Origin of the sequence: Streptomyces sp. NPDC048521 (assembly GCF_043199855.1) — a bacterium.
In the GTDB taxonomy this organism is placed as follows: domain Bacteria; phylum Actinomycetota; class Actinomycetes; order Streptomycetales; family Streptomycetaceae; genus Streptomyces.
In genome coordinates, this window is record NZ_JBICWR010000003.1 from 117,918 (window position 1) to 144,124 (window position 26,207).

The following is a 26,207-nucleotide window of genomic DNA, read 5'->3' on the forward strand; positions in this document are numbered from 1 at the left end:
ACCCCGGGGAAAGGACGTGACGCCCATGGCGGAAACGGTCACCCCCTTCGGCAGCTCCTCCTCTGGCACCACCAGTCCCACGAGTCACCTCCTGGCCTCGCTCGAACCCCCGCTGCGCACATGGCTGCCACGGCAGCGCTGGTTCGCGGGCAAGGGGCGCCCGGTCACCGGGTTCACCCCCGTGGCCGCCACCGAACTGCTGCCCCCGGACGGCCGGCTGGGCCTGTACCACCTGCTGCTGCGCGTCCACCAGCCGTCCGCGCTGGGCGCACCGCCGCACCCCGGCGACTGTTACCAGCTCCTGATAGGCGTGCGCGAGGCGCTGCCGCCCCGGCTGGCGCCCGCGCTGATCGGACACGTGGAGGACGGCCCGCTCGCCGGCCGCACGGTGTACGACGCCCTGCACGACCCCCGGCCCGCCGAAGTGCTCCTGGAGGCCCTGCGCACCCAGGCCCGCGTCGGCGGGCTGTGTTTCGAGCGGGACACGCGCCAGGAGATCCGGGAGGGGCTCGTGGCCCGGCTGATGACCGCCGAGCAGTCCAACTCGTCGGTGGTCTATGGCGATACGTTCATTCTGAAGCTGTTGCGCCGGGTGGTCCCCGGCGTCAATCCCGACCTGGAGATACCCCTGGCCCTGGCCCGCGAAGGCTGCCCCCGGGTACCCGCGCCGACGGCGTGGCTCCATGCCGAGCTGGACGGTGACCCCGACGGCTCGTACGTCCTGGCCGTGCTCCAGCCCTACGTCAGCGGGGCCACCGACGGCTGGGAGCTGGCGCTGCGCGAGCTGGCCAAGGGGGAGGACTTCGTCGCCGAGGCGCGGGCGCTGGGCCGGGCCACGGCCGAGGTGCACACCGCGCTCGCCCATGCCCTGCCGACGGTCACGCTCGGCCACGCCCAGCTGCAGCAACTGGTCGACGGCATGACCGAGCGGCTGGCGGCGGCCGTGCAGGCGGTGCCGGCGCTGCGGCCGTACGAGCGCGGGCTGCGGTCGGCCTACCAGGCGCTGGCCGACCTCGCGGCGGAGGGCCGTACCTGGACCGCCCAGCGCGTCCACGGCGATCTGCACCTCGGTCAGTGCCTGCGCTCGCCGTCCGGTGAGTGGTCGCTGATCGACTTCGAGGGCGAGCCGGCCCGGCCGCTGGCCGAGCGGCGCATGGCGCAGCCGCCGGTGCGGGACATCGCGGGCATGCTGCGCTCCTTCGACTACGCGGCCCACTCGGCGACTCCGCCCGCCCCGGACTGGGCGCGCACCTGCCGGGCCGCCTACTGCTCCGGGTACGCGGAGGTGGCCGGCCGCGACCCGCGCACCGATCCGGTGCTGCTGCGGGCCTACGAGACCGACAAGGCGGTCTACGAGGTCGTCTACGAGGCCCGGCACCGACCCGACTGGCTCCCCGTGCCGCTGTCGGCGGTCCGTCGCCTCGCCACGTCCGAACCGACCTGATCCTCGCCCGGGAGACTCGCTCGTGACGTCCAAGAAGTCAGCCACCTCGAAGAACAAGTCCGGCAAGACCAAGACCGAGAAGAAGGGTCCGGAGAAGAAGGGCGCGGTGAAGAAGGCGGGGAAGACGCCGGTCGCGCAGGTGCCCGCGCAGTCGGCGCCGCCCGCGCTGGAGGTCGCCGTCTCCCCCGCCGTCGACGCCGGCGACCGCGAGCGGCTGCTGCACGGCACCCACCACGACCCGCACGCCGTCCTCGGCGCCCACCCGGTTCCCGGCGGTGTCGCCTTCCGCGCCTTCCGCCCCTACGCGCGGGCGGTCACCGTGGTCTCCGGCGAGCTGCGCGCGGAACTGCACGACGACGGCGACGGCTTCTTCTCCGGACTCCTGCCGCTGACCGAGATCCCGGCCTACCGGCTGCTCGTGACGTACGACGGCACCGTCCACGAGACCGAGGACGCCTACTGCTTCCTGCCCACGCTCGGCGAACTGGACCTGCACCTGCTCGGCGAGGGCCGGCACGAGCAGCTGTGGCAGGCGCTCGGCGCGCACGTCACGACGCACCAGGGCGTGTCCGGCACCCGGTTCGCGGTGTGGGCGCCGAACGCGCGGGGCGTCCGGGTCACCGGCACCTTCAGCTTCTGGGACGGCACCGGCTTCCCGATGCGCTCGCTCGGCTCCACCGGCGTCTGGGAGCTGTTCGTGCCGGGCATCGGCGAGGGCGAGCTGTACAAGTTCGAGATCACCCGCCCGGACGGCTCCCGCACCCTGCGCGCCGACCCGCTGGCCCGCCGCACCGAGACCCCGCCCGCCACGTCCTCGATCGTGCACGTCTCGCATCACGAGTGGGGCGACGCGGAGTGGATGGCCCGGCGCGGGAACACCCCGGTCCACGCGTCCGCGTTCTCCGTCTACGAGGTCCATCTCCCCTCCTGGCGACCCGGCCTCACGTACCGCCAACTGGCCGACCAGCTCACCGCCTACGTCACGGACATGGGCTTCACGCACGTGGAGCTGATGCCGGTCGCCGAGCACCCCTTCGGCGGTTCCTGGGGCTACCAGGTCACCGGCTTCTACGCCCCGACGGCTCGCCTGGGCACCCCCGACGACTTCAAGTACCTGGTGGACCGGCTGCACCAGGCCGGCATCGGCGTGCTGATGGACTGGGTGCCGGCCCACTTCCCCCGCGACGAGTGGGCGCTGGCCGAGTTCGACGGACGGCCGCTGTACGAGCACCACGATCCGTTGCGGGCCGCCCATCCCGACTGGGGCACGCTGGAGTTCGACTTCGGCCGCCGCGAGGTCCGCAACTTCCTGGTGGCGAACGCGGTGTACTGGTGCGAGGAGTTCCACATCGACGGCCTGCGGGTGGACGCGGTCGCCTCGATGCTGTACCTGGACTACTCGCGCGAGCCGGGCCAGTGGACGCCGAACGAGCACGGCGGCCGGGAGAACCTGGACGCGGTCGCCTTCCTGCAGGAGATGAACGCCACCGTCTACCGGCGCTGCCCCGGCGTGGTGACCGTCGCCGAGGAGTCCACGGCCTGGGACGGCGTCACCCGGCCCACCCACCACAAGGGCCCCAGCGGCTTCGGCGGCCTCGGTTTCGGCCTGAAGTGGAACATGGGCTGGATGCACGACTCCCTGCAGTACATGTCCCACGATCCCGTGCACCGCAGGCACCACCACCACGAGATGTCGTTCTCGATGGTCTACGCCTACAGCGAGAACTACGTCCTGCCCATCTCCCACGACGAGGTGGTCCACGGCAAGCGGTCCCTGGTGTCGAAGATGCCGGGCGACTGGTGGCAGCAGCGCGCCAACCACCGCGCCTACCTCGGCTTCATGTGGGCCCACCCGGGCAAGCAGCTCCTGTTCATGGGGCAGGAGTTCGCCCAGGGCGCCGAGTGGTCCGAGGCGCACGGCCCCGACTGGTGGCTGCTCGACCCGTCCTACGGCGCCGAGGCCGATCACCGGGGCGTGCGGGATCTCGTACGGGACCTGAACGCGCTGTACCGCGCGACCCCGGCGTTGTGGCAGCGGGACACCGATCCGGCAGGCTTCCAGTGGATCACCGGGGACGCGGCGGACGACAACGTCTTCGCGTTCCTGCGCCTCGACGCCGACGGCACCCCGCTGCTCGCCGTCTCCCACCTGGCCCCGGTGGTCCGCCACGACTACCGGCTCGGGGTCCCTGACGACACCCCGGCCTGGGTGGAGGTCCTGAACACCGACGCGGCCCGCTACGGCGGCAGCGACGTCACCCATCCGGATGTCGTCAAACCCGAGCCGCAGCCCTGGCACGGCCGCCCGGCGAGCATCCGGCTGACCCTGCCCCCGCTGGCGACGGTGTGGCTGCGTCCGGCCTGACCGGGTCGTGCGCGTCTTATAGTGGCCGCACATCTTCGATGTACCGCGGGGGGACTGAGGTACGTGCGGCAGTACAGAGCACCGGCCGCCCTGTGGTGTGCCGTGGTCGTCCTCCTGCTGAGCGGCTGCGGCACCCAGGTGGCAGGGCGGGGCGCGGGAGCGTCTCCCACGGCGACCGGGCCGATCCCGTGGACGCTCGCGGAGCCCTCCCGGGTCACCGCCGCCCGGATCGGCGCCGACCACCGCACGCTGAGCATCGACGCGGACGTGCCCAGTGGTGACCACCCCTGTGTGCGGGACCTCAAGGCGGTCGACACCGACGCCGAGTACGGCGCCGTGCCGGGCACCGTACACGTGCAGATCACCTTCACCTCTCCGTCCGGCGACCGGCGTTCCGGGTGCGTCGAGGAGACGACGGCCACGGCCCGGGTACGGCTGCCCGAGCCGCTGGGCGAGCGGGAGCTGGTGGTCGACAACCACACGGTCTTCACCGCTGACGGCGCGAAGCCGCCCGCCCTGCGGATGTGCGGGCGCCTCGGCTGCCGTCCGCCGGCCGTCGGCTGCACCCCCGCCTCCTACGACCAGGCGCTGATCGCGGCCGGCGCGCCGGAGCACACCTACCGGGACGCCGAGCACTGCGACGGCACGTGGCTGGTCCTGGACTTCTCCTGGCGCACCGGCCCGGCCTGCGACTCCGACGACAAGAACCCCGCCTGCTCCTCCCGGCTGGGCGACCGTTGGTTCTTCCGGGCGGAACGCTCCGGCTGGGAACCGGTCTTCGAGAGTGCCGCCGGAGGCTGCGAGGCAGTCCGGCGCGAGGTTCCCCGGTTCCCGGCCGCGCTGTGCGCGGATCTGGCCCCGCTGTCGGCCACGCTGCACCCGGGCTCCCCACCGCCGTCGGCCTCACCGACGGCCGGTGGAAGCCCCGCCCCGTCCGCTACGGCGCCGTGACGCCCGTGGCGAGCGCCTTCGGGAGCTCGCCCGTGTACAGCACGCCGAGCCGCTGGGTGGCCCGGGTCAGGGCCACGTACAGGTCGCTCGTGCCGTAGGCACCTAGCTCGACCACCAGGACGGAGTCGAACTCCAGGCCCTTGGACTGCCGAGGATCGAGCAGGACGACCGGCCGCGTCAGGTCGGGTTCCGCGCCGGCCGTGACGCCGTCCAGGCGGGCGGCCAGGGAGCGGTGCAGCTCGCGCGGGGCGATGACCGCCAGCCGGCCCTCGGCGGGGGTGAGTTCGGCGACCGCCTTGGCGACCGTGCCGGGCAGGTCGTCGACGACCTGCCGCACCCAGGGGTGTGCGCCGGTGGAGCGGACGGAGCTGGGCGGTTCGAAGTCCGGGTGCTCGGCGCGGACCACGGCCGCGGCCAGGTCCATGATCTCGGACGGGGTGCGGTAGTTGACGCCCAGGCGGGTGTGCTCCCAGCGGTCCTCGACGTACGGGGCGAGAATGTCCGCCCAGGAGCCGACGCCGGCCGCCTCGGCGGTCTGCGCGGGGTCGCCGACCAGTGTCATCGAGCGGGTGGGGCTGCGCCGCATGAGCAGTCGCCAGGCCATCGGTGACAGCTCCTGCGCCTCGTCCACGATGATGTGCCCGAACGCCCAGGTGCGGTCGGCGGCGGCCCGCTCGGCGGCGCTGCGGTGGTCCGCCTCCTCGTGCCGCTCGGCGAACCGCTCGGCGTCGATGATGTCGTGCGCCGACAGCACCTCCGAGGCCTCGGGATCGCTGTCCTCCTTGTCCTCGAACTCGTAGGTGCGGGAGGCGTACGAGACGTCCAGGACGCCCTGGGCGTAGGCGACCTGGGTCTCGCGCTCGCGTTCCGCGCGGGCCCGCGCCACCCGGTCGTCCTCACCGAGGAGTTCGGCCGCCTCGTCCAGGAGGGGCACGTCGGCGACGGTCCAGGCGCGGGTCACCGGGCGGCGGATCGCGTCGGCGTCCGCCTCGGGCAGGTAGCCGTCCGGCTCCGCGAGGAAGTCGGCGAGCAGCCGCTGCGGCGTGATGCGGGGCCACAGCTGGTCGATGGCGGACCAGACCTCGGGGTTCTCGGCGATCTCGTCGCGGATCTGGGTGATGTCGGAGGCGTCGAGCAGGCTGCTGCCGTCGTACGGGTCGGTGCCCACACGCTCGGCGTACAGCTCGGTGAGCGTGTTGAGGATGTGCCCCTCGAAGTGCTCGCGGGCCACGTTGTGCGGCAGCTTGGCCGCGCGGGTGCGTTCCCGGGCGACGCCCACCAGGCCGTCGTCCAGCATCAGCACCTCGCGGTCGTGCTCGATCGCGATGACCGGGTCGGGCAGGGTCTGCCGGTCGCGTACGACGGCGGCGAGCACGTCGGCCATGGCGGTGCGGCCCTTCACGGCGGCCGCCTCGGGTGTGTCGGTGGCGGTGGCCTTCACGCCGGGGAACAGCTCGCCGACCGTGGCCAGCAGCACCCCGGTCTCGCCGAGGGAGGGCAGCACCTGGCCGATGTAACCGAGGAAGGCCGGGTTCGGGCCGACGATGAGCACCGCCCGGCGCGCCAGCAGTTCCCGGTGCTCGTACAGCAGATAGGCCGCCCGGTGCAGGGCCACCGCGGTCTTGCCGGTGCCGGGGCCGCCCTCCACGACCAGGACGCCGCGGTGGGGAGCCCGGATGATCTCGTCCTGCTCGGCCTGGATGGTCTGCACGATGTCGCTCATCCGGCCGGTGCGCGCCGAGTTCAGCGCGGCCAGCAGCACGGCGTCGCCGCTGGGGTCCTCGTGGCCGGTGCGGGTGGCGTCGCCGAGGTCGAGGATCTCGTCGTGCAGGGAGGTCACGGTCCGGCCCTCGGTGGCGATGTGCCGGCGGCGGCGCAGGCCCATCGGGGTGTGGCCGGTGGCCAGGTAGAAGGGCCGGGCGACATCGGCCCGCCAGTCGATGAGGACCGGCGTGCGCTCGATGTCGTCCTCGCGCAGCCCGATCCGGCCGATGTGGTGGGTGACGCCGTCGGAGAGGTCGATCCGGCCGAAGCAGAGCGAGCCGTCGACGGCGTTCAGCGCGGCGAGCAGGCCCGAGCGCTCGGCGACCAGGATGTCCCGCTCCAGCCGCGCCTGCATGGGCTTGTCGCCCTGGGCGAGCGCGTCCGCGACCGAGGTCTCGGTCGCGCCACGCAGCACGTCCACGCGCGCGTAGAGTCCGTCGATGAATTCCTGTTCGTGCCGCAATTCATCATCTGGAAAGTCGGTGTTTGACAATTCCGCTCCCGCCCGGATATACTCTGCTCAGTGAACTTCCCCGCGCCTTCGGTAATGGAAGACGCGAACCACTGAATATACGCACAGAAATCCCCCGAGCGCAATTGCTCAGGGGATTTTCTCGTGGGCGGACCCTTGTTCTACAGCACGTCCGCCAGCTCCTCCAGCAGCCGCCGCTTGGGCCGCGCCCCCACCATCGAACGCACCGGCTCACCGTCCCGGAACACCATGAGGGTCGGGGTGGACAGCACGCCGTAGGCGACCGTCGTCCCCGGATTCCGGTCGACGTCCAGCTGGACGATCTTCAGCCGGCCGCCCTCCTGGGCCGCGATGTCCTTCAGCACCGGTGCCAGCTGCCGGCACGGCCCGCACCAGTCGGCCGTGAACTGCACCAGCACCGGCAGGTCGGCGCCGAGCACCTCCGTCTCGAAGGTGTCCTCCGTCACCTCGGCCAATCCGCTCACCAAGCTCACCGCGTCAGCCCTCCCAGCTCGCACACGGGTTCCGGACCTCCCGGAACCAGCGCCTCGGCGGCCAGCTCGTCCCTGGCCCGCTCGGCCCGCTCCAGCTGCCCCGCGACCGTCTCCCGCACCGCCGTCAGCTGCCCGATGAGCGCGTCCAGCTCGTCCAGCTTGCGGCGGTAGACCACGAGCGAGGCCGGGCAGGAGTCGCCCGCCGGGTGTCCGGCGCGCAGGCACTCCACGAACGGCCGCGTCTCCTCCAGATCGAACCCGAAGTCCTGCAGCATCCGGATCTGCCGCAGCAGCCGCAGGTCGCTCTCGTCGTACGTGCGGTGCCCCTTGTCGTCGCGCCGGGCGGGCAGCAGTCCCCGTGCCTCGTAGTAGCGCAGGGTGCGGGTGGTGGTCCCGGCCCGAGCGGCCAGCTCGCCGATTCGCATACCCACGACCGTAGGTGTTGACGTCGACGTCAAGTCAAGGCGGGCGGCAGCAGCGGCTTGTGGCGGACGGGCGAGGACAGGACGATGGAGGTCGTCGTGCGGCCCAGTGCCGAGGTCCGCTCCAGGATGTCCTCCAGGTGCGCGGTGTCGGTGACGGCGACCTTGAGGATCCAGCAGTCCTCGCCGACCACGTGGTGCACCTCGGTGATCTCCGGGCGGTCGAGCAGCTCCAGGGTCCGCGGGTGCTTGAGGGTGTAGCCGCCGTGCGGGTTCACCCGGATGAAGGCCTGGACGCCGTAGCCGAGCCGGCCGGGCGCGACCTGGGCGGCGTAGCCCTCGACCACCCCGGCCGCCTCCAGCCGGCGTACCCGCTCGGCGACGGCCGCCGGGCTCAGGCTCACCCGCCGGCCCAGCTCGCTGAGCTTGATCCGCCCGTCGGTCTGCAGCAGCCGCAGGATCTCCCCGTCCACCCCGTCGAGGGCCGCCGGCGTTTCACCGGTGCCGGCGCGAAGCTGCCGCTTTTCTTTCGGTGCGGCGGTCGTATCTCCCATCTCTCCCCCTTCAGAGCACGGTGTCGGGCCCCGAGAATTATGGTCATGGCAAAGGCACGAGAGGTACTGGTCATCGGCGGGAACCGCTATATCGGCAAGCGGCTGATCGCCCGCCTGCTGGCGGCCGGGGACCGGGTCACGGTCCTCAACCGGGGGTCGTCTCCCGCACCGCCGGGAGCGATCCGTGCGACGGCCGACCGGAACGACGAACGGGCCCTGACCGAGGCGCTGGGCGGGCGGACCTTCGACGTCGTCGTCGACCAGGTCTGCTACACCCCGCGCCAGGCAAAGATCGCCCATCGGGTCCTCGCGGGCCGCACCGGGCGCTATGTGATGACCTCGACGGTGGAGGTGTACGAGCACCAGGACTCCGCGGTGCCGGTACCGGAGAGCGCGGTGGACCCGCGCACGGTCACGGTGGACACCCAACTCCCCTGGGACGATCCGGAGTTCCTGGCACGGCACTACGGCGAGGGCAAGCGGCAGGCGGAGGCGGTCCTCGCGGCCGCCCCGGACCTTCCGCACGCGTCCGTCCGGGTGGCCCATGTCCTGGGCGGCGGCGACGACTTCACCGGCCGTCTCGCCCACTACACCGAGCGCATCCGCACCGGTACCCCCATCGCCGTACCGCCCGTGGCGCACCCCGCGACCTACATCCACGTCGAGGAGATCGCCGACTTCCTCTTCTGGGTGGCGGGCGAGGACTTCACGGGCCCGGTCAACGCGGCCTCGCACGGCGAGCTGACCCTCGGGGAGCTGTGCGGGGAGGTGGCTGCCCGGCTCGGCACGGACGAGGCCGTGTTCGAGGTGGCGGAGGGCACGGAGGTCTCCCCCTTCGCCTTCCGCCGGCACTACGCCATGGACAACTCCCGTGCCGTGCGGCTCGGTTTCGTCTTCGGGGAGGTACGGCAGTGGCTGCCGAAGGCGGTGGCCGAGACCTTGGGAGCGACCGCCTGAGGTGCGGCCCTCCCCGGTCGACGCACCGCCGCTCGTGGGAGCGGGGAGAGGTCAGCGGGCTGCGCTGTCCGTGGCTTCCCTCTCCGCCCCCTTCTCCGTGTCCTTCTCCGTGTGCTTCTCCTCTTCCTCCACCTCGGGAGCGGCGGCCTCGTGGCGCGGCAGCAGGAAGGCCACCAGGACCGTGCCGATGCCGAGGATCACCGCGCCGACCAGGCTCGTGTGGGCCACGGCGTCGGAGAAGGCGGAGCCGACCGCGTCGGCCATCCGCCGGGCGCCGGTGGCGAGTTCGGTGGCCTGCTGCTCGAGCTGCGCGGCCTGCTGCGGGTCCGTCGTCCGCGCCGCCTGAGCACCCAGCTGGTGCGCCTTCTCGCCGATGCCCTGGGCGACGGCGTACCCGGCGCCGACCGAGTCCCGCGCGGTGTCCAGGGCGCTCGCCGGGAGCTTGCCGCCGGCGGTGGCGTCGGTGAGGTGGTCGCCGTAGGAGGTCGCGAGCAGCGAGCCGAGGAGGGCGATGCCGAGCGAGCCGCCCAGCTCCAGTGAGGTGTCGTTGACGGCGCCGCCGACGCCCAGTTCCGACTCGGGGAACGCGCCCATGATGGCGTCGGTGCAGGGCGAGAGGGCGAGGCCGATGGCGAGGCCCAGGATGATCAGGGGTGCCACGAGGTCGCCGTACGCCGAGCCCGCGTCCACCCGGGTCAGCAGGGCGAGGGCGGTGGTGCCGCCGACCATGCCCGCGCTGACGGTCCACTTCATGCCGACGCGCGGGGTGAGCCAGCCGGTCAGGGCCGAGCCGGCGAAGACGGCGCCGGCCAGCGGCAGCATGCGCACGCCGGTCTCCAGGGCGTCGTAGCCGAGGACGAACTGCAGGTGCTGGGTGAGGTAGTAGAAGGCGCCGAAGACGGCGAGGAAGAACAGGGCGACGGCGAGGTTGGAGCCCGCGAACCGGCGGTGGGCGAACCGGCGCACGTCCAGGATCGGACGCGGGTGGCGCAGCTCCCAGAGGACGAAGCCGACGAGGCCGGCCCCCGCGACGACCGCGGCGCTCACGGCCTTGACGCCCCAGCCGAAGTGCGGACCCTCGATGATCATGTAGACGAGCGCGCCGGTCCAGGTCACCGACAGCAGGCCGCCGACGTAGTCGATGCGGTCGTGGTGTCCGGCCCGGGACGGCGGTACGAGGACGAAGGCGCCGACGATCGCGACCGCCGCGATGGGCACGTTGATCAGGAAGGTCGAGGACCAGCCGTGGTCGCGCAGCAGGGCGCCGGCGACCACCGGTCCGGTGGCGATGGCGAGCCCGGCGGTGGCGGTCCACAGGGTGATGGCCTTGGCCCGCTCCGCGCGCGGGAAGGTCGCGGCGAGCAGCGAGAGCGTCGCCGGCATGATCAGTGCCGCGCCGACGCCCATCACGGCACGGGCCGCGATGACGGTGGTGGAGCTGTCGGCGAGGTATCCGAAGACGGCGCCGCCGCCGAAGACGGCCAGGCCGAGGACGAGCGCCCCGCGCCGGCTGTACTTGTCGCCGATCGCGCCGAGCAGCAGCATCAGCGCCGCGTAGGGGACGGTGTAGCCGTCGATCACCCACTGCAGGTCGGCGCTGGAGAGCCCGAGGTCCTTCGTCATGTCGGGCGCCGCGACCGTGAGGGCGGTGTTCGCCATCACGATGATCAGCAGGCTCAGGCAGAGCACCAGCAGCGCCCACCAGCGCCGGGCGTAGGGCCGGTCCGTCCGCTGGACCGGTTCGGTCATGACGAGTCGCATGGCAGGGGTCGCCTTCCTCACATGTGCGACGAGAGGTGTACGGGTCGCGCTCAACGATTTGCACAGTGGCGTGCAATTGCACAACCATGTGCAATGTACGACGCTGCACAGCACTGTGCAAGTCGGGTCGGGAAGGGCAGAATGACGGCCATGACCACGGGTAACACCAGCCGCGCCGACGCCAACCGGCGCCGCATCCTCGACGTCGCCCTCGCCGAGCTGCTGCGCGACCCCGACGCCTCCATGGACCAGATCGCGCGCGCCGCGGGCGTCGTGCGACGGACGGTGTACGGCCACTTCCCCAGCCGGGAGGCGCTGATCAGCACGCTGGTGGACGAGGCCGTGGAGACGCTGGCGGACGCGGACGACCGCGCCCGGGACGCGGTGACCGACCCGGCGGAGGCGGTGGCCCGCTCGGTGCTCGCGATCTGGGAGATCGCCGACCGCTACCGGCTGCTGGTCGCCCTGGCCCAGCGCACGGTCACCGTCCAGGGCATCCGCGAACGCCTCGCACCGCTGCGCGAGGACAAGGTCCAGCTGCTCCAGCAGGGCCTGGACCAGGGCGTGTTCCACTCCCCGCTGCCCGCGCCGGCACTGGCGTACGTGCACGAGCAGATGCTGTTCGCGGTGATGGAGGCGGTGAACGACGGGCTGCTGACAGCGCGGGAGGCGGGCCGCTCGGCCACGGTCGCCGTGCTGACCGCGGCGGGCGTACCCGCCTCGACGGCCACCGCGCTGGTGGCCCGGGTGAGCGAGGAGACATGAAGAAGCCGGGCGGCCGAGTCACGGGGGGAGACTCGACCGCCCGGCGGCGGCACCCGGACGCCCGGCCCGGGTTCAGGCGGGGCCGGACGTCCGGAGAGGAAGGGCGCATCGCGTCCCGCGAGGGGCGCGGGGGTCTGCCCGCCCGGCCGCGGCGGACCCGCGTCCGCCGGCCCGGCCCGGCGGACGCTCAGGCCTTGGCCAACTGCTCCTCCCGCGGCTCGGGGGCCTCGGCGACCGCGTCCTGACCCTCGTCCAGCAGCGTCGTCTCGTCGAACGGCAGCTCACCGGCCAGCACCCGCCGCACCCGCTCCGTGTCGATCTCCTTGGTCCACGTACCCACCAGCACCGTGGCGACCGCGTTGCCCGCGAAGTTCGTCAGTGCCCGCGCCTCGCTCATGAAGCGGTCGATGCCGACGATCAGGCCGACGCCGTCGACCAGCGCGGGCTTGTGCGACTGCAGACCACCGGCGAGGGTGGCGAGGCCCGCACCGCTGACACCCGCCGCGCCCTTCGAGGCCAGCAGCAGGAAGAGCAGCAGCGGGATCTGCTCCCCGACGGACATCGGCGTTCCCAGCGCGTCGGCGATGTACAGCGACGCCATGGTCATGTAGATCATCGTGCCGTCGAGGTTGAAGGAGTACCCGGTAGGCACGGTGATGCCGACGACCGGCTTGCTGACACCGAGGTGCTCCATCTTCGCGATCAGCCGCGGCAGCGCGGACTCCGAGGAGGAGGTGGACAGGATCAGCAGGAACTCACGGGCGAGGTACTTGAACAGCATGAAGACGTTCAGGCCCGCGACGATCCGCAGCAGCGCGCCGAGCACGACGAAGACGAACAGGAAGCAGGTGACGTAGAAGCCGAGCATCAGGACGGCCAGGCTCTTCAGCGCGTCCAGGCCGGCCGAACCGACGACCGCCGCGATGGCGCCGAACGCACCGATCGGCGCGGCCCACATGACCATGGACAGGATGCGGAAGACGAGCCGCTGGATGTGCTCGATGCCGCGCAGCACCGGCTGCCCGGCCGACCCCATGGCCTGCAGCGCGAACCCGGCGAGCAGGGCCACCAGCAGCGTCTGGAGGACCTGGCCCTCGGTGAAGGCGGAGACGAACGTGGTCGGGATGATCGACAGCACGAAGTCGACGGGCGGCAGCGCGTCGCTGGAGACCTGGGCATGCCCGGTCTGCTTGAGCGCGTCGGTCAGGTGGAGCCCGTCACCCGGGTGCAGCACGTTGCCGACGACGAGCCCGATGGCGAGCGCGACGAGCGACATCACGAGGAAGTAGCCGAGGGCGATGCCGCCGACGGCACCGACCTTGGCGGCCTTCCGTACGGACCCGATCCCGAGCACGATGGTGCAGAAGATGATCGGCGAGATCATCATCTTGATCAGGTTCACGAAGCCGGTGCCCAGCGGCTTGAGCTCGACCCCGGCATCGGGCCAGATGAGCCCCACGGCGATACCGAGAGCGACCGCCACGATGACGGCGATGTACAGGTAATGGGTCCGGTCCCGCTTCACGCGGGCTGCGGCAGGTGCCGTATCGGGAGTGCTGGCGGCCACGACTGCCCTCCTTGACGTCTTCGTCGGTGAACAACCGGCGTGCGGCTCACGTCCGGGCGTTTCGGGGAATGCCGTGACTATCTCCCGGCCTGTGAGGGCGGTCACCCTTCCGTTCATTTAGTTCACGCTCGACCGGAGAGGCACACTGCTCACATGCGCGTACCCGCCCTTCCCCGACCCCGCAGCCTGGCGGGCCAGCTGTTCGCCATGCAGGCCGTGCTGATAGCGGTGGTCGTGGCCGGGTACGCGCTGTTCACCTACGTCAGCGACCAGCGGCAGGCCGAGGACGCGGCGGTCCGCCAGGTCACGGCGGTGGCCCGGTCGATCGCGGACGCCCCCTCGGTCCGCTCCGCGATCCGCACCCCCGACCCGACGGCCGAGCTGGAGCCGTACGCGCTCCGGGTCATGCGGGACGCGGACGTCGACTTCGTCACGATCATGAATCCGGACGGCATCCGCTGGACCCACCCCGACCGGAAGCAGATCGGCAAGCGCTTCCTCGGCCGCATCGGGCCCGCCCGGCACGGCCACACCTTCACCGAGACCTACACCGGCACGCTCGGCCCGTCCGTCCGCGCGGTGACCCCGGTGGAGGAGAACGGCCGCGTCATCGGCCTGGTCAGCGCCGGGATCAAGGTGGAGGCGATCAGTGCCCGGGTGCAGGACCAGGTCACGGCCCTGCTCGCAGTGGCCGGCGGGGTCCTGCTGCTGGGCGCGGTCGGCACGTACGTCGTCAACGCCCGGCTGCGCCGGCACACCCACGGCATGAACGCCACCGAGCTGAGCCGGATGCACGACTACCACCAGGCGGCGCTGCACGCGGTGCGCGAGGGCCTGCTGATGCTGGACGGGCAGTACAGGGTGGCGCTGATCAACGACGGCGGGCGGGAGCTGCTGGGCGTGGGCGAGGAGGAGGACGTGGTCGGCCGCTCGGTGGCGGACCTGGGCCTGCCGGCCCCGCTGACGGGCACGCTGCTGGCGTCCGGGCCCCGGGTGGACGAGGTCCATCTGACGGCCTCCCGGGTGCTGGTGGTGAACACCTCCCCGGTGTCCGGCGGGGAGCGGCGCGGTACGGTCGTCACCCTCCGCGATGTGACCGAACTCCAGTCCCTCATGGGTGAGTTGGACTCCGAGCGGGGCTTCACACAGGCCCTGCGCTCGCAGGCGCACGAGGCGGCGAACCGCCTGCACACGGTGGTGTCGCTGATCGAGCTGGGCCGGGCCGAGGAGGCGGTGGACTTCGCCACGGCCGAGCTGGAACTGGCCCAGGCCCTGACCGACCAGGTGGTCGCGGCGGTGAGCGAGCCGGTACTGGCCGCTCTGCTGCTGGGCAAGACGGCCCAGGCCAACGAGCGGGGCGTGGAACTGGTGGTGTCGCAGGACAGCCGCCTGGACGACGGCCTGCTCCCGGACAGCGTGTCCGGGCGGGACCTCGTGACCATCCTCGGCAATCTGATCGACAACGCGGTGGACGCGGCGCAGGGCAGCGCCGGGGCGCGGGTGACCGTGACGGCGTACGCGTCGCGGGCCGAACTCGTCCTGCGGGTGACGGACACCGGCCCCGGTGTCGACCCCGCCCACGCCGACCTGGTATTCCAGCGGGGGTTCTCGACGAAGCCGGCCGGGCCCGGCGGCCGGGGTCTCGGGCTGGCCCTGGTACGGCAGGCGGTGGCCCGCCACGAGGGCACATTGACGGTGGCGGAGTCCCACGAGGACGGCGAGGGCGGAGCGGTGTTCGAGGTGCGGTTGCCGTTGCACACGGCCAGGACCGGTGCCTCCCCGAGGCCGGGAGGCGGCAGGCCATGACGGATCCCCGGCCGATCAGGGTGCTGGTCGTGGAGGACGACCCGGTGGCCGCCGACGCGCATGTGATGTACGTGGGCCGGGTGCCCGGGTTCGTCGCGGTCGGCAAGGCGCACACGGGCGCGGAGGCCCGCCGTGTCCTGGACCGCACCCCGGTGGACCTCCTGCTGCTGGACCTCCACCTGCCGGACGTGCACGGCCTGCAGTTCGCCCGCTCGCTGCGCGCGGCCGGCCATCACGCGGACGTCATAGCGGTCACCTCGGCCCGGGACCTGGCGGTGGTCCGCGAAGGTGTCTCCCTGGGCGTCGTCCAGTACGTGCTGAAGCCCTTCACCTTCGCGACGCTGCGGGACCGCCTGGTCCGTTACGCCGAGTTCCAGGCGGCGGTCGGCGAGGCGAGCGGCCAGGACGAGGTCGACCGGGCCCTGGCGGTGCTGCGCGCCCCGTCACCGGCGGCCCTGCCGAAGGGGCTCAGCGGGCCGACGCTGGAGCGGGTGACGGGCGCGCTGCGGGAGGTGCCGGAAGGACTCACGGCCGCCGGGGTCGCGGAGGTGGTCGGCATCTCCCGGATAACGGCCCGCCGCTACCTGGAACACCTGGTCGAGGCGGGCCGGGCGGGCCGGAGCCCGCTGTACGGGCAGGTGGGGCGCCCGGAGTTGGTGTACCGGTGGGTTTCCCAGGGTCGGTGAGCGCAGGGACGCTGCCGCGGGGATCTCGTCAGCCCAATCCCGCGCAGACACATTGACCTGACTAGACCACTCCTCTTACGTTCACTCGGCAGCCATCTCCACGCCACGCCACACGATGTGCGCCCGCAGGAGGTCATGCCCGTGCGCCCCACCGCCGCCCTCACCACCCTCCTCACCGCCGCCCTCGCCGCCACCGCCCTCACCGCCTGCGGCAACGGCTCCGGCAGCAGCCCCGACACGGTCAAGGTGTCCTACAAGCAGTCCACCGACAACTCCATCAAGGTGATGGACACCTACCTCGCCGGCATCAAGAAGCAGTTCGAGAAGAAGTACCCGGGCAAGAAGGTGGAGTTCGTCCCCATCAAGGCCCCGGACGCGGAGTACTACACCAAGCTCCAGCAGATGCTGCGCTCCCCGCGCACCGCGCCGGACCTCGTCTACGAGGACACCTTCCTCATCAACTCCGACATCACCAGCGGGTACTTGAAGCCGCTCGACCCCTACCTCGCCAAGTGGCCGGACTGGAGCCGGTTCATCGACACGGCGAAGGCCGCGGCCAAGGGGCAGGACGGGAAGACGTACGGCGTCCCGGACGGCACCGACACCCGCGGGCTCTGGTTCGACAAGCGCGTGTTCAGGAAGGCCGGGCTGCCGACGGACTGGCAGCCGAAGACCTGGGACGACGTCCTGACCGCCGCACGGACCATCAAACGGAAGGTCCCCGGTGTCACCCCCCTCAACGTCTACACCGGCAAACCCATCGGCGAGGCCGCCACCATGCAGGGCTTCGAGATGCTGCTGTACGGCACGGGCGACGGGAAGACGGACCCCCTGTACGACAGCGGCAGCAAGAAGTGGATCGCCGGGAGCCAGGGGTTCAAGGACTCGCTGCAGTTCGTCGAGACCGTGTACCAGGAGAAGCTCGGCCCGGACGTCTCCGACGCCCTCGACCCCAACTACGGCACCGCCGTCCGCGGTGAACTCCTGCCCCAGGGCAAGCTCGGTATCGACCTCGACGGCTCCTGGCTGCCGCAGGACTGGCTGCCGGGCAGCGGGCACGAGTGGCCGGACTGGTCGAAGCAACTCGGTCTGGCGTACATGCCGACCCAGCACGGGCAGGCGCCGGGCAAGGTCAGCATGTCCGGCGGCTGGACCTGGTCCATCCCGGCCAAGGCCGGCAACCCGGACCTCGCCTTCGACTTCATCAAGACGATGCAGACCAAGGACAACGCCCGCAAGTGGTACATCGCCAACTCCGGTATCGCGGTCCGCGAGGACGTCGCCGCCGACCCGGACTACACCACCGCCCAGCCCGGCATCACGTTCTTCACGGACCTGGTGGCGAACACCCACTACCGGCCCGCCTATCCGGCCTACCCGAAGGTGTCGACGGCCATCCAGGAGGCCATGGAGGGCGTGACGACCGGTGACCGGTCCGTCGAGAAGGCGGCGAGCGACTACGACTCCGCGCTCGAGGACGTCACCGGCAACCAAGTGACCCACCAGTGAGGCGCCACAGCCGTACCACCAGGGCGCTCCCGCTCGCCCCCGCCCTGGTGGTGATGCTGCTCTTCCTCGCCGGTCCCATCGTCTACTGCGTCTACATCGCCTTCACCGACCTGCAGCTGACCGGCCAGGCCCACTCCTCCTTCATCGGCTTCGCCAACTTCCGCAAGGCCTTCCGGGACGAGGCGTTCCTGAACGCCGTCTGGCTGACCCTGGTGTTCACCGTGCTGTCCTCGCTGGTCGGGCAGAACACCCTGGGCCTCGCCCTGGCCGCGCTGATGAAGCGCGCGTCGAAGCCCGTCCGTACCCTCACCGGCGGGGTCGTCGTCACCGCGTGGGTGCTGCCGGAGGTCGTCGCCGGATTCCTGCTGTATGCGTTGTTCCGGCGCGAGGGCACCCTCAACGCCATCCTGGACTGGCTCCATCTGCCCAGACAGAACTGGCTGTTCACCCTGCCCATCCTCGCCGTGTCCTTCGCCAACGTATGGCGCGGGACGGCCTTCTCCATGCTCGTGTACTCCGCGGCGCTGGACGAGATACCCGCCGAGATCACGGAGGCGGCGGAGGTGGACGGGGCGGGCGGATGGCGAAGGATGTGGCACGTCACCCTGCCGATGATCCGGCGCTCCATCGGCACCAACCTCATGCTCAACACCCTGCAGACGCTGTCCGTCTTCGGGCTGATCTGGGTGATGACCCGGGGCGGTCCCGGGGACAAGAGCCAGACGCTGCCGCTGTTCATGTACGAGCAGGCCTTCCAGAACAGCATGATCGGATACGGCACCGCGGTCGCACTGCTCCTGCTGCTCGTCGGCTCCCTGTTCTCCGTCGTCTATCTGCGCCTGCTGCGGACGGAGGTCTGATGCCCCGCAAGCGCGCCTCCCGCCGGCTCGCCGCCGACCTCTCGCTCCTCGCCGTGGCGGTCGCCTTCGCGCTGCCCCTCGCCTGGGTGCTGCTGTCGTCCGTGGACCCGCACGCCGGCCTCAGGGTCAGGGTCCCGGACGGGCTCACCCTGGACCACTTCCACGCGATCCTCACCCCGGACATCACCTACACCCCGCTGCTCAACAGCCTGATCCTGTGCGGGGGCGCCACCGCTGTGACCGTCGTCTGCGCCGCCCTCGCCGCCTATCCGCTCTCCCGGTTCCGGTCCCGGCTCAACCGGCCGTTCCTGCTGACGATCCTGTTCGCGACGAGCCTGCCCATCACGGCGATCATGGTGCCGGTGTACGCGCTGTTCGTCCGGGTGAACCTGATCGACACGCTGCACGGCACGATCCTCTTCTTCGCGGCCTCCCAGCTCCCCTTCGCCATCTGGCTGATGAAGAACTTCATGGACGGGGTGCCGAAGGAACTGGAGGAGGCGGCCTGGACGGACGGGGCGTCCTCGCTGCAGTCCCTGGCCCGGATCGTGCTGCCCCTGATGGGGCCGGGCGTCGCCGTCGTCACCGTGTTCTCGTTCGTGATGATGTGGGGGAACTTCTTCGTCCCGTTCATGCTGCTGCTCACCCCGGACCAGATGCCGGCCTCGGTCAGCATCAACGACTTCTTCGGCAACCGGGGCATGGTGGCCTACGGACAGCTCGCGGCGTTCTCCGTGATCTACTCGACCCCGGTGATCCTTTTGTACGTTCTGGTGGCCCGCCGGCTGGGAGGCGGGTTCGCGCTGGGCGGCGCGGTGAAGGGGTGACGCCGGGTAACACGAGGTCATACCGGGGTGGCACCGGATGCCGGTTCACCCTCCGCGATCAAGCCGTACGTTCCTACCACCCGTGATCTCGGCGGAACCGACCGTAGTCAGCGCCTCGGGACACCCCTACCTTGTCCCGGGTGCGCCCACCCTCACCCCACCCCGACCCCTCGGCTCCCCCGTTCAACGCCCCGGCCGCCCGCAGGCTCCGCGCCGCACTCGGCATGGGGCCCGAGCACGTCGCGCACGGGCTGCGCGTCTCGTACGGGCTGCCGTACGTCACCCCTGATCTCGTGATCGCCTGGGAACGCGGCACCGCCGTCCCCGGCAACCCCGAACTCACCGCGCTCGCAGGCGTGTTGTGGTGTGCCCCGGGCGAACTCATCGGCCGGCCGCGGACCCTGCGCGAGCATCGCATCGCCCGCGCCGTCGCGCCGGAGGACGTCGCCCACGCCGTCGGCATGGACCTGCGCGGGTATCTGCGGATGGAGGAGCGCGGCGACTGGCGGGGCAACGAGCGCCAGTCGGCGGCGCTCGCCCGGGTGCTGGACCTGGCCCTGCCGGACTTCGTGGCCGTCACGGGCCGCGAGGGAAAGCTCGCCGACCTGCTGCACAGCGCGGTGACCACCCGCTGGCAGGCCTATGTGCGGCCGGTGATGAAACTGGCACCCCTGGACAAGGGCGTCCTGGAGAAGGTGCTCCAGGAACTGCACCAGGACTACCAGGGGCACATGGCCGCCACCCTCAGCTGGGGTGGCGGCAGCAGGAGCGCCAGCGAGTCCGGCCGGGACTTCCTCGACCGGATCGTGGACACCTTCTGGACGGCCGTGGAGGACCGGACCCCGTAGCAGCACGGCCCTGGAGGACCGGGCCCGCCCGGGAGGTCGGCCAGGGAGGACGGACGCCCAGGAGGCCGGCCTAGAAGACCGACTCCGCCTCGTCCATCCGGTCCTTCGGTACCGTCTTCAGCTCGGTGACCGCCTCCGCGAGCGGCACCATCACGACGTCGGTGCCGCGCAGCGCGGTCATCTTCCCGAAGTCGCCGCGGTGCGCGGCCTCGACGGCGTGCCAGCCGAAGCGGGTGGCGAGGACGCGGTCGTAGGCGGTGGGCACGCCGCCGCGCTGGATGTGACCGAGGATGACCGGCTTGGCCTCCTTGCCGAGGCGCCGCTCCAGCTCGTACGCCAGCGCGGTGCCGATGCCCTGGAAGCGCTCGTGCCCGAACTGGTCGATCTCGCCCTTGCTGTAGTCCATGCTCCCCTCGGCGGGGTGGGCGCCCTCGGCGACGCAGATGACGGCGAACTTCTTGCCGCGGGCGAAGCGCTCCTCGACCATCTTGACCAGGTCTGCGGGGTCGAACGGGCGCTCGGGCAGGCAGATGCCGTGGGCACCGGCGGCCATGCCGGACTCCAGGGCGATCCAGCCGGCGTGCCGGCCCATGACCTCCACCACCATCACCCGCTGGTGGGACTCGGCGGTGGTCTTCAGACGGTCCATCGCCTCGGTCGCGACGCCGACGGCCGTGTCGAAGCCGAAGGTGCGGTCGGTGGAGGAGATGTCGTTGTCGATGGTCTTGGGGACGCCGACGACCGGGAGACCGGCGTCGGAAAGCATGCGGGCCGCGGTCAGGGTGCCCTCGCCGCCGATCGGGATCAGCGCGTCGATGCCGAACTCCTCGACCATGTCGGTGGCCCGGGAGCAGGCCTCGCGCAGCCGGTCGCGCTCCAGGCGGGAGGAGCCGAGGATGGTGCCGCCGCGAGCGAGGATGCCGCTGACCGCGTCCAGGTCGAGGGTGCGGTAGTGGCGGTCGAGCAGACCCCGGTAGCCGTCCTCGAAACCGATGACCTCGTCGCCGTACTGCGCCACCGCGCGGTGCACGACCGACCGGATCACGGCGTTCAGGCCGGGGCAGTCGCCGCCTGCGGTGAGAACTCCGATGCGCATCGTGCTGTGTCTCCTGCTCGCTGTCGTATGCCGGTGAGCCGGTGTCGATTGTTTCACGTCCGCCGGAGAGGTGATGCCTTGACGGGCGCCTTATCCGGCAGCAGGGGTATTGTCAAGAGGGTCTGCTCACCTTGGTGAGCGATTTTTATGCCGAGACGCGACATACAAGACATGAGGAACGGAGTGGACACGTGACGCGCAGCGTGTACGTGACCGGGATCGACCGCGGTGACGGCCGCCAGGTCGTGGAGCTGGGAGTCATGGAACTCCTGACCCGGCAGGTCGACCGGGTGGGGGTCTTCCGTCCGCTCGTCCATGACGGCCCCGATCGGCTGTTCGAGTTGCTGCGGGCGCGCTACCGCCTCTCACAGGACCCGGCGACCGTCTACGGCATGGACTACCACGAGGCGTCCGCGCTCCAGGCCGAGCAGGGCACCGACGAACTGGTCTCCACGCTGGTCGACCGCTTCCACCTGGTGGCCCGGGACTACGACGTCGTCCTCGTCCTCGGTACCGACTTCGCCGACACCCAGCTGCCGGACGAACTGTCCCTCAACGCCCGGCTCGCCAACGAGTTCGGCGCCTCCGTGATCCCGGTGGTCGGCGGCCGCAAGCAGAGCACCGAGGCGGTGCTCGCCGAGACCCGCAACGCCTACCGCGCCTACGACGGCCTCGGCTGCGACGTGCTCGCCATGGTCACCAACCGGGTCGCCCGCGAGGACCGCGACGAGATCGCCGAGCGGCTCGCGAACCGGCTGCCGGTGCCCTGCTGGGTCGTGCCCGACGAGCCCGCGCTGTCCGCGCCGACGGTCGCGCAGATCGGCCAGGCCCTCGGCGCGAAGGTGCTGCTCGGCGACGACTCGGGGCTCGCCCGTGACGCGCTGGGCTTCGTCTTCGGCGGCGCCATGCTGCCGAACTTTCTGGGCGCCCTGACCCCCGGCTGTCTGGTCGTCACTCCGGGCGACCGCGCCGACCTGGTCGTCGGCTCGCTGGCCGCGCACAGCGCCGGCACCCCGCCGATAGCCGGCGTGCTGCTCACCCTCGACGAGGTGCCGAGCCAGGAGATCCTCACCCTCGCCGCCCGCCTCGCCCCGGGCACCCCGGTGCTCTCTGTGACCGGCAACAGCTTCCCCACCGCCGAGCAGCTGTTCTCCCTGGAGGGCAAGCTGAACGCGGCCACCCCGCGCAAGGCGGAGACCGCGCTCGGCCTGTTCGAGCGGTACGCCGACACCGCCGACCTGGCCCGCCGGGTCTCGGCGCCGAGCAGCGACCGGGTCACCCCGATGATGTTCGAGCACAAGCTGCTGGAGCAGGCCCGCTCCGACCGGCGGCGGGTCGTCCTGCCGGAGGGCACCGAGGAGCGGGTGCTGCACGCGGCCGAGGTGCTGCTGCGCCGGGGCGTGTGCGACCTGACCCTGCTCGGCCCGGTCGACCAGATCCGCAAGAAGTGCGCCGACCTCGGCATCGACCTCGGCGACACCCAGCTGATCGACCCGGCCACCTCCGAACTGCGCGACTCCTTCGCCGAGAAGTACGCGGCGCTGCGCGCCCACAGGGGCGTCACCGTCGAACTGGCCTACGACGTCGTCTCCGACGTGAACTACTTCGGCACCCTGATGGTCCAGGAGGGCCTGGCCGACGGCATGGTGTCCGGCTCGGTGCACTCCACGGCGGCCACCATCCGGCCGGCCTTCGAGATCATCAAGACCAGGCCGGACTCCTCGATCGTCTCGTCCGTGTTCTTCATGTGCCTGGCCGACAAGGTGCTGGTGTACGGCGACTGCGCGGTCAACCCCGACCCGAACGCCGAGCAGCTGGCGGACATCGCCGTCCAGTCGGCGGGCACGGCCGCGCAGTTCGGGGTGGAGCCGCGGATCGCGATGCTGTCGTACTCGACGGGTACGTCCGGTTCGGGCGCCGATGTCGACAAGGTGCGCGAGGCCACCGAGCTGGCGCGCTCGCGGCGGCCGGACCTGAAGATCGAGGGGCCGATCCAGTACGACGCGGCCGTGGAGCCGTCCGTCGCCGCCACCAAGCTGCCCGGCTCCGAGGTCGCCGGGCAGGCCAGCGTGCTGATCTTCCCGGACCTCAACACCGGCAACAACACCTACAAGGCCGTGCAGCGTTCGGCCGGCGCCATCGCCGTCGGCCCGGTCCTGCAGGGTCTGCGCAAACCGGTCAACGACCTGTCCCGGGGCGCGCTCGTCCAGGACATCGTCAACACCGTCGCCATCACGGCGATCCAGGCCCAGACGCCCGCGACCCAGAAGGCGATCCAGCAGTGACCACGCCCACCCGTGTCCTCGTCCTCAACTCCGGCTCCTCGTCGGTGAAGTACCAGCTGCTCGACATGCGCGACGCCGGCCGGCTCGCGGTCGGTCTGGTGGAGCGCATCGGCGAGCAGACCTCCCGGCTCAAGCACACCTGCCTCACCACCGGTGACACCCGTGAGCACAGCGGGCCGATCGCCGACCACGACGCCGCGCTCAAGGCGGTCGCCGAGGAACTGGGCCGGGACGGGCTCGGCCTGGACTCGCCGGAACTGGCCGCGATCGGGCACCGGGTGGTGCACGGCGGGATGTTCTTCACCGAGCCCACCGTCATCGACGACGAGGTGCTCTCCGAGATCGAGCGGCTGATCCCGGTCGCCCCGCTGCACAACCCGGCCAACCTCACGGGCATCCGCACCGCGCAGGCGCTGCGCCCGGACCTGCCCCAGGTCGCCGTCTTCGACACGGCGTTCCACACGACCATGCCGGAGTCCGCGGCGCGTTACGCGATCGACCCGAGGATCGCCGACCGCCACCGCATCCGCCGCTACGGCTTCCACGGCACCTCGCACGCGTACGTCTCGCGGGAGACCGCGCGACTGCTGGGCAAGGACCCTGCCGAGGTCAACGTCATCGTGCTGCACCTGGGCAACGGCGCCTCGGCGTCCGCGGTCGCGGGGGGCCGGTGCGTGGACACCTCCATGGGTCTGACGCCTTTGGAGGGGCTCGTGATGGGTACGCGATCCGGTGATCTGGACCCGGCGGTCATCTTCCATTTGGCACGTGTCGGCGGAATGTCCATGGACGAGATCGACACTCTTCTCAACAAGAGGAGCGGCCTGTTCGGTCTGTGCGGGGACAACGACATGCGGGAGATCCGCCGCCGGATCGACGAGGGCGACGAAGAGGCCGCGCTCGCCTTCGACATTTACATTCACCGGCTCAAGAAGTACATCGGCGCCTATTACGCCGTGCTCGGTACGGTCGACGCGGTCGCCTTCACCGCCGGCGTCGGCGAGAACGCGGCGCCGGTGCGGGAGGCCGCGGTCGCGGGCCTGGAGGGCCTCGGCCTGGCGGTCGACCCGGACCGCAACGCCGTACGCGGCGGCGAGCCGCGGCTGATTTCGCCGGAGTCGGCGCGGGTGGCCGTGGCCGTGGTGCCGACGGACGAAGAACTGGAGATCGCGACGCAGACCTACGCACTGGTCGGAAACGACAACTGAATAGCACCTGAGCGGTGCGGCACTCATTTGTATCTTCCGCCAGACGGAATATTCCGTAGCGAAACAAACCGATAGGATCGCCCCCATGCGCCGTTCGAAAATCGTCTGTACTCTCGGCCCCGCGGTCGACTCCCACGAGATGCTCGTCGCCATGATCGAGGCGGGCATGAATGTGGCCCGGTTCAACTTCAGCCACGGCACCCACGCCGAGCACCAGGCGCGGTACGACCGCGTCCGGGCCGCGGCCAAGGAGACCGGCCGGGCCATCGGTGTCCTCGCCGACCTGCAGGGCCCGAAGATCCGCCTGGAGACCTTCGCCGAGGGTCCGGTCGAGCTGGAACGCGGTGACGAGTTCGTCATCACGACCGAGGACGTGCCCGGCGACAAGCACATCTGCGGTACGACGTACAAGGGGCTGCCGGGCGACGTCTCGCGCGGCGACCAGGTCCTGATCAACGACGGCAACGTCGAGCTGAAGGTCCTGGACGTCGAGGGCCCGCGGGTGAAGACGATCGTCATCGAGGGCGGTGTCGTCTCCGACCACAAGGGCATCAACCTGCCCGGCGCGGCCGTCAACGTGCCCGCGCTGAGCGAGAAGGACGTCGAGGACCTGCGCTTCGCCCTCCGCATGGGCTGCGACATGGTCGCGCTGTCCTTCGTCCGCGACGCCAAGGACGTTCAGGACGTCCACCGGGTGATGGACGAGGAGGGCCGCCGCGTCCCCGTCATCGCCAAGGTGGAGAAGCCGCAGGCGGTGGAGAACATGGAGGACGTCGTCGCGGCGTTCGACGCCGTGATGGTCGCCCGCGGTGACCTCGCCGTCGAGTACCCGCTCGAGAAGGTCCCCATGGTGCAGAAGCGCCTGATCGAGCTGTGCCGGCGCAACGCCAAGCCGGTGATCGTGGCGACCCAGATGATGGAGTCGATGATCACCAACTCCCGCCCGACCCGCGCCGAGGCCTCCGACGTGGCCAACGCGATCCTGGACGGCGCCGACGCGGTCATGCTGTCGGCCGAGTCCAGCGTGGGCGCCTACCCGGTCGAGACGGTCAAGACCATGTCGAAGATCGTCGCCGCGGCCGAACAGGAGCTGCTCTCCAAGGGCCTGCAGCCGCTGGTGCCGGGCAAGAAGCCGCGCACGCAGGGCGGTTCGGTGGCCCGCGCGGCCTGCGAGATCGCCGACTTCCTGGGCGGCAAGGGCCTGATCGCCTTTACCCAGTCCGGTGACACCGCGCGCCGCCTGTCCCGCTACCGCGCGACCCAGCCGATCATCGCCTTCACCACGGACGAGGGCACCCGCAACCAGCTCACCCTCAGCTGGGGCGTGGAGTCGCACGTCGTGCCGTTCGTGAACACCACCGACGAGATGGTCGACCTGGTGGACCAGGAGATCGCCCGGCTGGGCCGGTTCGACTCGGGTGACACCGTGATCATCACCGCCGGCTCGCCCCCCGGCGTCCCCGGCACCACCAACATGCTCCGCGTCCACCACCTCGGCGGCGCCAACTGACAAGCGCTTCAAGGGTTTTGTACGGCACTGAGGGCGCCCCCTGTGACAGGGGGCGC

General features: G+C 71.2%; 21 protein-coding genes. 14 read left to right on the forward strand and 7 right to left on the reverse strand.

Annotation, left to right across the window (positions count from 1 at the left end; all coding sequences use genetic code 11):
• Nucleotides 1-25: 25 nt before the first annotated feature.
• Genes ACGFRF_RS08060 through ACGFRF_RS08070 form a run of 3 tightly spaced genes read left to right on the forward strand, consistent with a single transcriptional unit; the run spans nucleotide 26 to nucleotide 4,760 of the window.
• Nucleotides 26-1,444 (forward strand): maltokinase, encoded by a 1,419-nt coding sequence (locus ACGFRF_RS08060; protein ID WP_393737784.1) that lies wholly within the window; start codon nucleotides 26-28, stop codon nucleotides 1,442-1,444.
• A 22-nt stretch (nucleotides 1,445-1,466) separates the two neighbouring features.
• Nucleotides 1,467-3,809 carry a 1,4-alpha-glucan branching enzyme gene (glgB, locus tag ACGFRF_RS08065; protein ID WP_393737785.1) on the forward strand — a complete coding sequence of 781 codons (2,343 nt, stop codon included), beginning with the start codon at nucleotides 1,467-1,469 and terminating at the stop codon, nucleotides 3,807-3,809.
• Nucleotides 3,810-3,863: 54 nt separating this feature from the next.
• Nucleotides 3,864-4,760: a hypothetical protein gene (locus tag ACGFRF_RS08070; protein WP_393738288.1), complete on the forward strand. Its 897-nt coding sequence runs from the start codon at nucleotides 3,864-3,866 to the stop codon at nucleotides 4,758-4,760.
• On the opposite strand, the gene ACGFRF_RS08075 is transcribed toward ACGFRF_RS08070, so the two are convergent.
• From ACGFRF_RS08075 to ACGFRF_RS08090, 4 genes are all read right to left on the reverse strand, one after another.
• Nucleotides 4,747-6,987, reverse strand: a complete 2,241-nt coding sequence (locus tag ACGFRF_RS08075) for a HelD family protein (RefSeq protein ID WP_393737786.1) — start codon at nucleotides 6,985-6,987, stop codon at nucleotides 4,747-4,749. The genes ACGFRF_RS08070 and ACGFRF_RS08075 overlap by 14 nt on opposite strands.
• A gap of 170 nt (nucleotides 6,988-7,157) precedes the next feature.
• On the reverse strand, nucleotides 7,158-7,472 hold the full coding sequence (gene trxA, locus ACGFRF_RS08080) for a thioredoxin (protein ID WP_393738290.1): 315 nt from the start codon (nucleotides 7,470-7,472) through the stop codon (nucleotides 7,158-7,160).
• 14 nt (nucleotides 7,473-7,486) lie between these two features.
• Nucleotides 7,487-7,915, reverse strand: a complete 429-nt coding sequence (locus ACGFRF_RS08085; RefSeq protein WP_393737787.1) for a MerR family transcriptional regulator — start codon at nucleotides 7,913-7,915, stop codon at nucleotides 7,487-7,489.
• Nucleotides 7,916-7,944: 29 nt separating this feature from the next.
• A complete protein-coding gene (locus ACGFRF_RS08090) occupies nucleotides 7,945-8,466 on the reverse strand; it encodes an Lrp/AsnC family transcriptional regulator (protein WP_393737788.1) in 522 nt (173 codons plus the stop codon).
• A gap of 45 nt (nucleotides 8,467-8,511) precedes the next feature.
• Here ACGFRF_RS08090 and ACGFRF_RS08095 point away from each other — a divergent pair, with 45 nt between their 5' ends.
• A complete protein-coding gene (locus ACGFRF_RS08095) occupies nucleotides 8,512-9,423 on the forward strand; it encodes an NAD-dependent epimerase/dehydratase family protein (RefSeq protein ID WP_393737789.1) in 912 nt (303 codons plus the stop codon).
• Between the two features lie 51 nt (nucleotides 9,424-9,474).
• On the opposite strand, the gene ACGFRF_RS08100 is transcribed toward ACGFRF_RS08095, so the two are convergent.
• Entirely contained in the window at nucleotides 9,475-11,184 is a 1,710-nt protein-coding gene (locus tag ACGFRF_RS08100) for an MFS transporter (RefSeq protein ID WP_393737790.1), read from the reverse strand.
• A gap of 141 nt (nucleotides 11,185-11,325) precedes the next feature.
• On the opposite strand from ACGFRF_RS08100, the gene ACGFRF_RS08105 reads away from it, so the two are divergent.
• Nucleotides 11,326-11,949 (forward strand): TetR/AcrR family transcriptional regulator, encoded by a 624-nt coding sequence (locus ACGFRF_RS08105; protein WP_393737791.1) that lies wholly within the window; start codon nucleotides 11,326-11,328, stop codon nucleotides 11,947-11,949.
• Nucleotides 11,950-12,136: 187 nt separating this feature from the next.
• On the opposite strand, the gene ACGFRF_RS08110 is transcribed toward ACGFRF_RS08105, so the two are convergent.
• On the reverse strand, nucleotides 12,137-13,516 hold the full coding sequence (locus ACGFRF_RS08110; RefSeq protein WP_393737792.1) for a cation:dicarboxylate symporter family transporter: 1,380 nt from the start codon (nucleotides 13,514-13,516) through the stop codon (nucleotides 12,137-12,139).
• Between the two features lie 153 nt (nucleotides 13,517-13,669).
• Here ACGFRF_RS08110 and ACGFRF_RS08115 point away from each other — a divergent pair, with 153 nt between their 5' ends.
• The 6 genes from ACGFRF_RS08115 (at nucleotide 13,670) to ACGFRF_RS08140 (ending at nucleotide 20,052) form a co-directional block, all read left to right on the forward strand.
• Entirely contained in the window at nucleotides 13,670-15,322 is a 1,653-nt protein-coding gene (locus tag ACGFRF_RS08115; protein WP_393737793.1) for an ATP-binding protein, read from the forward strand.
• A complete protein-coding gene (locus ACGFRF_RS08120; RefSeq protein WP_393737794.1) occupies nucleotides 15,319-16,008 on the forward strand; it encodes a response regulator in 690 nt (229 codons plus the stop codon). The genes ACGFRF_RS08115 and ACGFRF_RS08120 overlap by 4 nt, the downstream gene beginning before the upstream one ends.
• Before the next feature lie 135 nt (nucleotides 16,009-16,143).
• Entirely contained in the window at nucleotides 16,144-17,517 is a 1,374-nt protein-coding gene (locus tag ACGFRF_RS08125; protein WP_393737795.1) for an extracellular solute-binding protein, read from the forward strand.
• A gap of 53 nt (nucleotides 17,518-17,570) precedes the next feature.
• A complete protein-coding gene (locus ACGFRF_RS08130) occupies nucleotides 17,571-18,377 on the forward strand; it encodes a carbohydrate ABC transporter permease (RefSeq protein ID WP_393738292.1) in 807 nt (268 codons plus the stop codon).
• Nucleotides 18,377-19,204 carry a carbohydrate ABC transporter permease gene (locus ACGFRF_RS08135; RefSeq protein WP_393737796.1) on the forward strand — a complete coding sequence of 276 codons (828 nt, stop codon included), beginning with the start codon at nucleotides 18,377-18,379 and terminating at the stop codon, nucleotides 19,202-19,204. The genes ACGFRF_RS08130 and ACGFRF_RS08135 overlap by 1 nt, the downstream gene beginning before the upstream one ends.
• Before the next feature lie 140 nt (nucleotides 19,205-19,344).
• Complete coding sequence (locus ACGFRF_RS08140; RefSeq protein WP_393737797.1) at nucleotides 19,345-20,052, forward strand: helix-turn-helix domain-containing protein; 708 nt, start codon at nucleotides 19,345-19,347, stop codon at nucleotides 20,050-20,052.
• 70 nt (nucleotides 20,053-20,122) lie between these two features.
• On the opposite strand, the gene ACGFRF_RS08145 is transcribed toward ACGFRF_RS08140, so the two are convergent.
• Nucleotides 20,123-21,148 carry an ATP-dependent 6-phosphofructokinase gene (locus ACGFRF_RS08145; RefSeq protein WP_393737798.1) on the reverse strand — a complete coding sequence of 342 codons (1,026 nt, stop codon included), beginning with the start codon at nucleotides 21,146-21,148 and terminating at the stop codon, nucleotides 20,123-20,125.
• A 191-nt stretch (nucleotides 21,149-21,339) separates the two neighbouring features.
• Between ACGFRF_RS08145 and pta the strand changes: the two genes are divergently transcribed.
• The 3 genes from pta to pyk all read left to right on the forward strand — a co-directional run bounded on the left by pta (nucleotide 21,340) and on the right by pyk (nucleotide 26,151).
• Nucleotides 21,340-23,433 (forward strand): phosphate acetyltransferase, encoded by a 2,094-nt coding sequence (pta, locus tag ACGFRF_RS08150; RefSeq protein ID WP_393737799.1) that lies wholly within the window; start codon nucleotides 21,340-21,342, stop codon nucleotides 23,431-23,433.
• Entirely contained in the window at nucleotides 23,430-24,641 is a 1,212-nt protein-coding gene (locus ACGFRF_RS08155) for an acetate kinase (RefSeq protein WP_393737800.1), read from the forward strand. The genes pta and ACGFRF_RS08155 overlap by 4 nt, the downstream gene beginning before the upstream one ends.
• Nucleotides 24,642-24,726: 85 nt before the next feature.
• A complete protein-coding gene (gene pyk, locus ACGFRF_RS08160; RefSeq protein WP_393737801.1) occupies nucleotides 24,727-26,151 on the forward strand; it encodes a pyruvate kinase in 1,425 nt (474 codons plus the stop codon).
• The last annotated feature ends 56 nt before the right edge of the window (nucleotides 26,152-26,207 follow it).